The sequence below is a fragment of the Bradyrhizobium jicamae genome (assembly GCF_001440395.1).
GTDB classification, from domain to species: Bacteria; Pseudomonadota; Alphaproteobacteria; order Rhizobiales; family Xanthobacteraceae; genus Bradyrhizobium; species Bradyrhizobium jicamae.
Window position 1 is genome coordinate 18,394 of record NZ_LLXZ01000223.1, and the last position, 11,615, is coordinate 30,008.

Annotated in this window: 9 protein-coding genes and 2 pseudogenes; 8 read left to right on the forward strand and 3 right to left on the reverse strand. The window is 61.5% G+C overall.

Going from position 1 to position 11,615, the window contains the following annotated elements; translation table 11 throughout:
- Position 1: 1 nt before the first annotated feature.
- The 6 genes from CQ12_RS39730 (at position 2) to CQ12_RS43135 (ending at position 7,264) form a co-directional block, all read left to right on the forward strand.
- Positions 2-703 carry a hypothetical protein gene (locus tag CQ12_RS39730; RefSeq protein WP_057840673.1) on the forward strand — a complete coding sequence of 234 codons (702 nt, stop codon included), beginning with the start codon at positions 2-4 and terminating at the stop codon, positions 701-703.
- 99 nt (positions 704-802) lie between these two features.
- Complete coding sequence (locus CQ12_RS39735; RefSeq protein ID WP_057840674.1) at positions 803-1,936, forward strand: PepSY domain-containing protein; 1,134 nt, start codon at positions 803-805, stop codon at positions 1,934-1,936.
- A gap of 242 nt (positions 1,937-2,178) precedes the next feature.
- Positions 2,179-2,478, forward strand: coding sequence for a PepSY domain-containing protein (locus CQ12_RS39740; RefSeq protein WP_245310346.1), 300 nt, complete (start codon positions 2,179-2,181; stop codon positions 2,476-2,478).
- 56 nt (positions 2,479-2,534) lie between these two features.
- Entirely contained in the window at positions 2,535-3,410 is an 876-nt protein-coding gene (locus tag CQ12_RS39745; protein WP_057840683.1) for a hypothetical protein, read from the forward strand.
- Positions 3,411-3,611: 201 nt separating this feature from the next.
- Positions 3,612-5,294 carry a peptidoglycan-binding protein gene (locus tag CQ12_RS39750; RefSeq protein WP_245310347.1) on the forward strand — a complete coding sequence of 561 codons (1,683 nt, stop codon included), beginning with the start codon at positions 3,612-3,614 and terminating at the stop codon, positions 5,292-5,294.
- Positions 5,291-7,264, forward strand: a complete 1,974-nt coding sequence (locus CQ12_RS43135; protein WP_198164392.1) for an ABC transporter ATP-binding protein/permease — start codon at positions 5,291-5,293, stop codon at positions 7,262-7,264. The genes CQ12_RS39750 and CQ12_RS43135 overlap by 4 nt, the downstream gene beginning before the upstream one ends.
- Positions 7,265-7,296: 32 nt before the next feature.
- On the opposite strand, the pseudogene CQ12_RS39760 reads toward CQ12_RS43135, so the two are convergent.
- Positions 7,297-7,617, reverse strand: a pseudogene (locus CQ12_RS39760) (SOS response-associated peptidase family protein); the annotation flags it as partial.
- Between the two features lie 437 nt (positions 7,618-8,054).
- On the opposite strand from CQ12_RS39760, the pseudogene CQ12_RS39765 reads away from it, so the two are divergent.
- Positions 8,055-8,479: pseudogene (locus CQ12_RS39765) on the forward strand (hypothetical protein).
- Positions 8,480-8,686: 207 nt separating this feature from the next.
- Here the strand turns inward: CQ12_RS39765 and CQ12_RS45570 are convergent.
- Positions 8,687-9,025 carry a hypothetical protein gene (locus CQ12_RS45570; RefSeq protein ID WP_198164393.1) on the reverse strand — a complete coding sequence of 113 codons (339 nt, stop codon included), beginning with the start codon at positions 9,023-9,025 and terminating at the stop codon, positions 8,687-8,689.
- A gap of 147 nt (positions 9,026-9,172) precedes the next feature.
- Between CQ12_RS45570 and CQ12_RS39775 the strand changes: the two genes are divergently transcribed.
- Positions 9,173-10,207: a serine hydrolase domain-containing protein gene (locus CQ12_RS39775; protein ID WP_198164394.1), complete on the forward strand. Its 1,035-nt coding sequence runs from the start codon at positions 9,173-9,175 to the stop codon at positions 10,205-10,207.
- Between the two features lie 372 nt (positions 10,208-10,579).
- Here CQ12_RS39775 and CQ12_RS39780 read toward each other — a convergent pair.
- A partial coding sequence (locus CQ12_RS39780; RefSeq protein WP_210180612.1) for a serine hydrolase domain-containing protein occupies positions 10,580-11,615 on the reverse strand: 1,036 nt, incomplete at its 5' end.

Consider the following 11,615-nt stretch of genomic DNA (forward strand, 5'->3'; position numbering starts at 1 on the left):
CATGAAGACCGCACATCGCCCCAATGGTTGGATTGTCGCCGCCGCTGCGGCTCTGTCCGCACTTGCGTGCCCGGTCACGGGAGCCACGGCCGAGGATGGCCGCTTTGAAAAGCTCTCCGTCTATCTCGAACGTAATATTCAGGATCACGATGCCGAGATCCGGTTCGAGGCTACTGGCGGGGACGATGGCCTGGCTGCGCTGAAGGTATTGGCGCCGGGCGCGCGTACGATGATCGAGCTGAAAACGCCGGACTCGAAACTGGGATTCCGGAGCCTCACGCTCGAATCGCCGGAGCCCGAGGACAATAGGATCGTACGCGCTGATTTCCCGGCGGGCGCATATCGCTTTGAGGGAACGACGACCAAAGGGGAAAGTCTGCGCGGCGAAGCGCAGCTGAGTCACGTGTTCCCGAAACCTGCCGCATTCGAATATCCGCGGCCTGATCAGAAAGACGTGCGCGCCACCGCGCTGACCCTGCGCTGGTCCGTGCCGGAGGGGATCGAGGCCTGCGCCATCGTGATCGAGCAAACCGGCTCGGCCTACGAAATCCGGGCGCTGCTGCCCGGATCGGCAAAATCCTTCACCGTACCTGACGGGTTCTTGCGCGCTGGCAAGGCCTACAAATTTGCGATCGGGACCATCGCCAAGGACGGCAATCGGTCCTTCATCGAAGCCGGCTTCACCACAGCGAGGGCGCGATGAGTCAGCTCCACCCGAAGCGTCGGTGCTTCTTTCCGTTCGTCAACCAACCCCGGGCGGCCTTGGGTCGGACCCACCGCCCAAAGTTCTAGGGAGGTCGCAATGTTGGACAAGCAGACGTTGGACAAACAGATGAAGCTGATGAGCTGGCGATCTGGCCCGCTCGCCCACTGGCGTGCTGCCCTCATGACGGCCACGGTTCTGACCGCGGCCGGGTTCGTGCTCGCTGGCGGCACTTGGTTCTGTGTGCATGGCGACAGCGCCATGGCGCGGGAATTCAAGGATCAGCCAGGGCGCACCCAGAGCGGCGCCCGGGTCGATTTTTCCTCGCTCAAAGACTGGAACTTGAAGGCGGAGAACATGGTCCCAAGTGGACACAACCCGCTCTATTTTCCACTCAAGCCAGGCTTTCGATACATCATGGAGCATCGAAACCATCCACACGGACTCTTGCGGATAGAAGTCCAGGTTCTCGACAAGACCGAACCATTTGATGTTCCGGGTATTGGCAAGTTCGAATGTGGCGTCGTCCAGGAAGAGGAATTCTACGACGGCGTATTGGACCAGCGGGCGGAAAACTGGTTCTGCATGGATAAGGCAACAAACGCTATGTACACGTTTGGCGAAGTGAGCTGGGAGATAGACCAAATAGGACGCAAGGTCTTTGCCGGGACCTGGCGCGTCGGCGACCCCGATGGCAACGGTGTCGCCGAGCCCGGCCTGCTGATGCCTGGGACCTTTACCGTCGGAGACAAATACATCTTCGACGGGCACGAGGCCGAGGCCTATGGCTATACAGAAAACATGGAAAGCGGCATCACAATAACCGTTCCAGCCGGGACCTTTAAGGATTGTGTGAGAACACGCGAGAATAGCCTCACCAACCCATCCGATATCACGGACAAGTGGTGGTGCCCTGGAGTGGGACTCGTCAAGGACACCTCGGATGGCGAACTGGTTGCCTCCGACGCATTGCCCGGCACCGACATCGCAAGCTTTGGAAAACACCATCGGGAGCCTCGGAAGCAGACGGTGCCACCGGTTGCAAAAGTCAGCACGTCGGAGGCGACGAAAATCGCACTCAAGGAAGTCCCGGGCAAGGTCACGTCGACGAAGATCGAGAGATACGGCAAACACAATGTCTACGCCGTGGAGATCATTGCCGCAAAGGACGGAGTGGAAACCGATGTCTTCGTTGACATCGAATCAGGAAAGGTGGTGGGCACGGATAAGTAGCCCGTTGTTCGCGTCATCCACGGCCGTGGAGTGCTGACCATAAGAAAGCTGCGCCCCTCGTTGCTGGGTGATCGACCGGCGACGAGACCAGCTCCACCGAGTTGCAGCTGCCTTCAGCGAACGGCCAACAGATGGCGATGGAGGCAATGTCCAGCGAATACGGCGAGAAAGACGCGCGTCCGTGGGCATTCTGACAACGGAACACGAATTTCATGTGGCTCTTGATGGGAAAGGGTACCTCCATGAAGACGACGATCCACTGGGTCCTGCTTGCCAGCCTTTTTCTTGATGCGCCAGCCGTGGCCGTCGTGCAGGCGCATCAACCGAGCCCGAAGAAAGAGCGTGCGCAGCCTGCGGCAAAGATCACGGAAGAACAGGCGAAGAAGATTGCGCTTGAACGCATCCCCGGCGAAGTCACCGACGTGGCGATCGAGAAAAAGCGCGGCAAGAATGTCTACGTGATCGAGATTCAATCACCGGAGCAGGGCGAGAAGGACGTCTTCGTCGACGTCGAAACCGGAAAGATTGTCGGGACGGACTGACATGTACCGGCATGTACCGACTGCATACGAGTTTCGTTACTGGAAAGGATAGCTCCATGAAGAGGCCAATTTACATGGGCGCGTTCGCCGTCCTGCTCGCGCCGGCGATAGCCGCAGCACAGGCGCAGGCACCGAAAGGCCTCGGCACCGAGGAATTCGGCATGTCGCCGCGCGAACTGGTTCAGGCAATCGAGAAGACCGAGGAACTGATCGCGCGCTGCATGCGTGAACAGGGCTTCCAGTACATTGCGGCCGACCACAAGACGGTGCGGGCAGGCATGTCGGCGGACAAAAATCTTCCGGGCCTCAGTGAGGAGGAGTTCGTCAGTCGTCATGGTTTTGGCGTGTCTACCTTCTACACCGGTTTACCGCCTCAGCTCGCCACCGGCTACAGCCCCGCCCGCGTCGGTCTCGGGGAACGCAATGTGCAAATATTCCGCAAACTATCTCCCGCGGATCAGGTTGCTTACAATCGCGCCTTGCTCGGAGATGACACCAGCAGCACCTTGGCGGTCGCTTTAGAGATCGAAGATTTGTCGCGGACCGGTGGTTGCACGCGAAAGGCCCTCACTGAAACGTTCAAACCCGATCAGTTGAAGGCTACCCACTACAATCCCCAGGACGCCCTCATCAACAAGGACCCGCGCATGAAGGCCGCGCTTGGGTTCTGGCAGCGCGAGATGAAGAAGGCCGGTTTCGAATACGGCCACCCGGACGAAATCGAACCCGACCTGCGGAACCGGCTCGCCACGTTGACCGATGGCGGCAAGTTGTTGGTTTCCAAAATGTCGGCGGACCAGAAGACTGCCCTACGGAAACTGCAGGATTTCGAGCGCCTGGTCGCGGCCAAGAGCTTCAAAATGCAGGAGGAGGTGTTGGCTCCGGTCGAGGAGCGCATCCAGCAGGAGCTATTCTCCCGGAAAGTGCAATAGACCAATTAGGATGTAAGCGCCCGTACTTCCCCGGATCGGCGGCAATGAGTAATCTTCTTTGCTGGCAGCGCATCGCATGATGAAGGCCGACGCAACGCTTCCTGCGAAGATGGCACGCACGCTGTCGATGGTGGGAGGGACTACGGCATGGTCGCAAAGCGCGTAAACGTTCTCTGGGCTATCCTGGGCGCGGTTGGAGGCATGGCGCTTGGCGCCTGGTACATGGGCTCCAGGATCCAGTCGCCGGCAGAAATGGCGGCGCGCACGGCGGCCCCCGAGGCATCCCCGATCCTCGTGCCGGTGGAGGCGCGTGTATTGAGTTCAGATGTCGTCACCCGGGGCACGGTCCGCTTCGGGCTGCCGCAGCCGATTTCGATCGCGCCTTCGACGGTCAAGGGCGCTGTCGGGCTGATCTCGTCGCTGCCTCGACCAAATACGAACTTTGGGGAAGGCGAGGTGATTCTATCCGCATCCGGCCGTCCGGTCTTTGTCCTCAGCGGCGCCGCACCGGCTTTTCGCGACATGGCGCCCGGAACCAGCGGCGGCGACGTCCGCCAGCTCGAAGAGGCCTTGGCTCGTCTCGGCTTCGATCCGGGCACAGTCGATGGCAATTACGATCAAAAGACATCCGGCGCCGTCGAGCGCATGTATAGAAAGGTCGGGTGGGATCCGTTTGCACCGACGCGCGAACAACGCGCGGCCGTTGCCGCGTTCGAGCGAGAGTGGTCGGATGCCGCGCGGGCCCAGCTTGCAGCCGAGGCCACGCGCGAGACCGCGGTGAAAGCCGTCGCCGCCGCGCGGGCTACCGCGGAGCAGAACACGCGACAGGCCGCCCTCGACAGCGCGGCGCGTATTGGCGATAGCCGCCAGTTGGCCGACGCGCGCGCCGGAAAATCGCTCGCGCTTGAAGCCGAACGCGCTCGGGCCGCGCATTCCGCGACCGCGGCCAGTGCCGACGTTGCCACCCAAGTCGCCGATCGCGCCCTGATCGTTCTCGATCCGCGCCAGACCGAAACGGCGCGTGCCGCGGCTGAGGCCAAGCTCAAAGTGGCGCGTGCTGCGCAGCGCAAGGCGAAGCTGGAAGCCGATCTGGCGATACAGACCGCGGCGCGCGAGGCCGGCCTGGCCGACGAACGGATCCGGGTTGCCGAGGGAGCCGTGAAGGCGGCCCGCCTGGAAGGGGAGCGCAACGTGCGCGCCGCGCAGGAACAGCAGACGCTCGCCGAATTCGACGTCCAGGTCGCAAGCGAGCGAGCAGGGCGGCTCGAACGCGAACTCGCGACGGCGCGTGCGAAACTCGGAGTGCAGGTGCCCGCGGACGAGGTCGTATTCATCCCGTCGCTTCCGATCCGCGTCCACGAGGTGACCGCTGCGGTTGCAGCCAATGCTTCCGGGCCGGTCATGAGTGTAACCGACAACCAGCTCAGTATCGACTCGCAGCTGCCACTTGAAGCCGCGCCGTTAGTAAAGCCTGGGATGAAAGTTGCGATCGACGAGCAGGCGCTTGGGATCAAAGCGACTGGCGTCGTCGAGACGGTGGCGAACACACCCGGCACGCGCGGCGTGGACGGCTATCACTTCTATCTCGGGGTCAGGGTAGAGACCACGCCTGTGCCGCTGGCAGGGTTTTCTGTCCGTCTGACTATCCCGATCGAAACGTCGAAGGGCTCGGTCACCGCGGTGCCGACCAGCGCGGTATCGCTTGCCGCCGACGGCACGTCGCGCGTGCTGGTCGATCGCGGCGGCAAGCAGGAATACGTCACCGTGCAGCCGGGGCTTTCGACGGGCGGCTATGTCGAAGTGGACGCCTCCGACGCGCGATTGGTCCCCGGCCAACTCGTGGTGGTCGGGTATAAGACAGCGGAGCCAGCAGCAGTGAAATGAAGCTCATGGAAAATATACGGGAGGCATTGCCGACCAAGGCGGTTGCTGCCGATGCCGACCATGTGCTCGACCTGCGTAAGGTGTGCAAGCGGTTCGGGACCGATCCTGCGGTCGACGCATTGGTTGATGTGGATCTCGTGTTGCGGCGCGGCGAATGGCTGTCGATAACCGGTCCATCCGGCTCGGGGAAATCCACGCTGTTGAATCTCCTCGGTTGCCTCGACCGGCCAACCAGCGGACAGTACGTTTTTGATGGTATCGAAACGACAAAGCTGACCGAGAATGAGCGGGCCGGGCTGCGCAGCCGCCGCGTTGGATTCATCTTTCAGTCATTCCACTTGCTGCCTTATCGCACCGTCCTCGAGAACGTCATGTTAGCGGAAGTGTACCGCCAGCGTACCGGACGCGGGCGGCGCGAACGGGCGATGGAGGAAATTCGCCGCGTCGGCCTCGCGCATCGCGCGAATTTCCTGCCTTCCAAATTGTCCGGCGGCGAATGTCAGCGGGTGGCGATCGCCCGCGCCCTGATGGGTTCACCGAGCTTGCTCTTGTGCGACGAGCCGACCGGCAATCTTGATTCCAAGAACACCGAGTCGATTCTGGATTTCTTCACCGAGCTCAACAAGGAGGGCATGACGATTGTTGTCGTCACCCACGACGAAAACGTTGCGCGCCGGGGTTCACGCCGGGTCAGCATGAAGGACGGCCAGCTCTTTGGCGGAAGCGAGACGGCATTACCGCCTCCATCCAGGGCGCGTATTGCGCCTTCGGGGATCACGACGCGCGACCTCGTATCCGAGGCCATCGCCGGGGCGATCGCGCGGCCGGCGCGCATGGCGCTGACGGTGCTTGGCATCGTGATCGGTATGTCGGCGCTGGTAGCCACCGTCGGTCTCACGCGAACCGCCGGTAATCGCATCATCAGTCAGTTCGATCAACTCGCCGCCACGGAATTGTTCATCACGGCGCGGCCGGGAATGGCCACCGGCACGATTGATCCGCGTGCCATTCCATGGGACGCGCCGGAACGGCTGGTCCGGCTGAACGGTGTCGTGGCCGCAGGCCTGCTCAGCGACGTCAATGTCCACGACATGCTCGTCAGCGCCTCGCCGGTGGTGGATCCTGCCAATCAGACCGCATTCAAACTGGCGGTGCGCGCCGCCTCGCCGGATCTGTTCCGCGCGGTGCGCGCCGAGCTCGCCTCGGGACGATTTATCGACGGGGGGCATTCTGCCCGCGCCGAGCGAGTTGCGATCCTCGGCCCCGATGCCGCGCGGCGCCTTGGCATCACTGGAGTCGAGCGGTTGCCCGCGATCTATGTCGGCGACGAGCTCTATCTCGTGATCGGGATCCTCCGCGATGTGGTGCGAAAGCCGGAACTACTCGGTTCGGTCATCATTCCCGAGGGCACGGCGCGACGGCATTTCAGTCTGTTCGGACCCGGCATGGTGGTCGTGGAGACCAAGATCGGCGCCGCTTCCCTGATCGCGCTGCAGGCGCGGGCGGCGCTGCGGCCCGACGACCCGCGCACGCTTCGCGTGCAACTGCCGCAGGAGCCGCGGCGCGTGCGCGACGACGTACAAACCGATCTCAATATGATGTTCCTGCTGCTGGGTGGTCTGTCGCTCGTGGTCGGCGCGCTCGGGATCGCAAATATCACCCTGGTGGGGGTAATGGAGCGAACAGCGGAGATTGGACTGCGCCGTGCCATTGGCGCTACTCGTCGCCACATCGCTTCACAGTTCCTTATCGAGAGTGCGTCCATGGGTGTCGTGGGGGGACTGCTCGGATCCAGCGTCGGCGTGCTGATCGTGGTGGGTGTCTCGGCGTATCAGGTCTGGACCCCGGTGCTCGACCCGCTCGCTCCCTTGCTTGCGCCAGCCGTCGGCGGCGTGATCGGTTTGCTGTCGGGGGTTTATCCTGCCTCGCGTGCCGCCGCGCTCGAACCGGCCGAAGCGTTCCGACACTAGGGCAAGTCCTCAAATTGCGGATCTCACGGCGCCGGGTTGGGCTCTAGTGCGTACTCGGCGAAGCAGCTGAACGGCACGAGGCAGCGGTTCTCCGGCTTCAGCCAGCCGCGCCAGTGCGGCGAGGAGGTGTTGCGAATGTTAGTAACCGGCGGTCCGCCCGTGCGCGGCGGTGGCGGCATGCCCCAGCGCATCAGGACCAACTCCCGTTCGGTGCCCGCATTGCGAATTACCGGTGCGGGGTAATCGGGAAACACGCCCGGCATCGGCGCGAGGTTGCCGACATATCGGTTCACCACGCGGAACAGTGCGCCGATGGCCTCTTGGTTAGTCGTGATGCTGTAAAGATTGCACATTTGCCGAAACCGCCGCGATACCCATCCCGCCTTTTGTATGATTTCGGTCCCTCAGCTTGCGCATGTAGTAGCCGTGCGTCTGAATCGCTGAACTAATCTCCTCGCTGACTTTGGCGACCCGCTTCTTAGTCTTGCGCCAGCCTCCCGGAGCAACGACAGGGATCGGACATCCGCTCTTCACAACGAGCAAATGGCGTCTGGTGTTCAAATACACATCCATAATGCTGACTCCTTAAAAACGGCCGACCTTATCTTCAGTGAGCGGGAGCGGGGCATGGGTTGCCCAAAGGCAACACCGACCGTTGTTGTGCGCCCTCCTAATTTACCGCTCGCTGGGAGCGCACCGGCACGCTTGACCAAGCTAAAGCGATGAAGGTCCGATGAGCAGCTAGGTGTCGTGGATTGCGCAACAGCATCGCTGCCGCTGTAATATCAGCATGAGCACCAAGGCACGTGAGGTCATATGGGGCGGCCGGATCATGGGCGCGAAGATGCGCGCCGAAACGGCCCGCCAACAGGCGAGGAAGGCTGCCCGTGCGGCGGATCGAGCTGAGGCGGAAGCATGGTCAATCCGCATGGAAGGCTATGGCGGGCCCGCGCAGCCGAGCCCAACGATAGGTCAATGCCTGAACGGCGGTTACGGCTGGCTGGAGATCTAATGCTGCCGGTGCTAGACACGGGCGAGCTTGCCGTTGGATGCGTCCGCAGGGCGCGTGACACGCCGATCTGGAAGCTAGAGGCGTCGTTCCGATGCCGGTCTTGCGGGACGCGCCGTTACAAGCCGCCTGTCCGCATGATCAAGTTGACCGAGCAGCGGGAGATCACGCCGTATAAGTGGGTGCATCCGGATGAAGAGCGGTGAGGTCCGCTTTGCAAGTTGAATCAGACCTCGGTGTCAGTGCCTTGCATAGCGGCTAATGACCCGAAACGGAAGTCGCCGACTATAGCCGGCGACCGAGCGGTTGTGCCGCCAATCTGATATCCTGCGCCCGACAGCTGGTTCATACTCTCATTAGATCCGGGTTGGCGCATAATGATGTGCTGCGCGAGCAGCACTTGAACCACACGATTATCGTTCGTTATCGCGGGAACGATCATGAATAGGTGTCTTCTGGTGACGATTCTTGCGGCTCTCACCGGTACAGCGGTGGCTCCGCAGGCTCTGGCCAACGACGCGCTCATCGCCCGCGCGAAATCTTTCGAACTCGATACGCCCTACGTGCCGCCACCAGGCGACCCCTTGGCGCATCATGCCGCCGGATATGCGAAGGTCATGTGTTCCGCAGTATTCATGACCGGACTGGCGCCCGATTTCGCGGCCGCAAATGTTGGGTTCTTCACGGCGCCCTTCGGACTGCGCGCGAGGCTCGGTAAGCCCGTCATCGATCGCGCCAACGAGGCGGTCCATGTCACGCTTCCTAACGGCGTGACCCGTACCGCCAAATATCTCGGGAGCCAGGGGTGCGTCACGTTCCCCATCGGCGAGATCTCCGTGAATTTCAAGCCGGTCGCCGTCAAGAGCCGATTGCCTGATCCCGGAACCGAGCTGTGGCCCATGGGCGACATGCTGCCGCAGGAACCGTTGCCGACAGAGATCGACGCCGAGAAACTCAATGCTGCCGTGGATGCCGCGTTCCAGCCGGCCGAAGGGTTGACCGCGGCGTTCGTTGTGACGTGGAAAGGCCGCCTCATTGCCGAGCGCTATGCGGAAGGTGTTACGGCGCAGACGCCGCTCGAAAGCTGGTCCATGGGCAAGAGCGTCACGGCAGCGCTCTTTGGCATTCTGGTCAAAGACGGCGTCTATGATCTGGACCAGCCAGCACCGATTCCTGAATGGCAAACGCCCGGCGACCCGCGCGCCAAGATACGCATCGCGGATCTCCTTCACATGTCGAGCGGGCTTCGGATCAGGGCGCCCCAAGACCCAGATTACGACCCAAGTGGGCCTTACCCGGATCACGTCTATCTCTATACCGGCGGCGTCAATTCCTTTCACTACGCTGCGACACGGCCATTGCAATGGCCGCCCAACACGGTCGGACGCTATCGCAACACCGATCCTGTCCTGATCAACTATCTGATCCGGCTCGGCGTCGAAAAACGCGGCGAGGAATATCTCTCATTTCCCCAGCGGGTGCTGTTCGACAAGCTCGGCATCCGTACGATGGTGATCGAAACTGATCCGTTCGGAAATTTTCTGGGGCAAGGTTACGAGGTGGGTTCCGGGCGCGATTGGGCGCGGCTTGGCAATCTCTTTCTTCAGGGGGGCGTTTGGAACGGTGAGCGCATTCTCCCGGAGGGCTACACGACATTCGTCAGCACGCTTGCGCCCGCCTGGGCCGCGGACGATCGGCCGATCTATGGAGCTTTTTTCTGGCTCAACGGCGACCGGCAGTATCCAGTCCCGCGCGATGCCTATTACATGGCGGGCGCTGGCGGGCAGACCACGCTGATCATTCCCTCGCACGATCTCGTCGTCGTGCGTCTCGGGCACTATCGGGGCGCACTTTACGCCACTTCAGGCTTCGACAAGGCGCTCGCGCTCATGCTCGAGGCGGTGCCGAAAGCACAAAAGGCAGGGGCCCAATAATTGACGACGGAGGGCACCGGGCCGGCGGTACACGTTTGGACCGCCCCAAGGATCAACGCCGCGCGATTTCTCATGTACTTCAGTCCACGCTATGGGGCGATAACCAGAAGCGGGAGCCGGTGTCAATCACTGGCGATGCCCAACGGATGGTGCCGCATGCACGGGGACCTTCGCCCGGCGCTCCGAAGAGGAATAAGGTCTTCGGCTCGATACGGTCGACGATGCGGCGCTGCACGTCTGGTGTTGGCCCTTGGCCGAAGATCACACTGGCCGTCGGGCACGCCGGCTCGTGGGCGTAGACCGGACGTAGCTCAGCGCGACCTTCAACGCCGGCTTTTGACCCAACTCAGACATCGCCCTGTACGGTACGCGCTATTGCCGACCGAGCTGAGCGACCACTTCAGCCCAAAGATGCCAGACTTCCGGGCTGTCTTTTAGGGCGGTCTGGACCAGAACAAGTTTAGAGGCAGGGTCGATGCATACGCGTTGTCCGAGGTCCCCGGAGAACGCGAACTGGCGTCTCTTGCCGGGCGGTAACCACAGAAAATACCCATAACCGAAGTAGGGCATCGCCTTGCCGGGCAGCAAATAGCTGTCTGACGGGCGAACCGTTGTCGCATCGATCATCCATTGCGCAGGAATGATCTGCTTGCCGTCCCACGCGCCGTCGTGCGCAAGCAAGCGTCCGAGCCGCGCATAATCGCGCAGCACCGCATTGAAACCAAAGTGCGCTAACTCAAAGCCCTCTGCGTCCAAAAACCAACTAGCATCAGCCTCTGTGCCGATCTGGCTCCAGACCTTTTCCTCCATATACTCGGAGACGGACTTGTTCAGAATGCTGTGGAGAACGACGCCGAGTACGTCCGGCTCGATACTGGCATAGTGGTATCTCGTACCTGGCGGCGCGATCCGTTGATTAAATTGTACGATGCTGTTGACGGTCCCTTTCTTGGGCGTGCCCAGTCCAAGCACCATGTCGCGCCACAAGCGATCGAGATCGCGGCCGCCGTCTCGGTCTTCTCCGAAGTCGACACCCGACGACATGTGCAAAAGGTCACGTATCGGCGTTACGCCGTATTCGGTACCCTTGAACCCCGGCACATAGGTTTGCGGTGTATCGTCAACTGATTTGATCGCGCCTTCGGACACGGCAATTCCAACCAGTAACCCGGTGATCGACTTGACCATCGATTGCGATAGGAACCGGTCGGTATCGGTTCGGCCATACTGATAGTGCTCGAATAGTATTTGGTCGTCTTTCGCGATCAACAGACCTGTGATCGGATTGCGTTCAAGATATTCAGTGAGGGATGAACGACTGCCACGATACGAATATCGCAGATCAGTAGTCAATCGCTTGAATGTCCAAGGCACAACCGCGTGTTTGATCCGGCGCGTCGGGTAAATT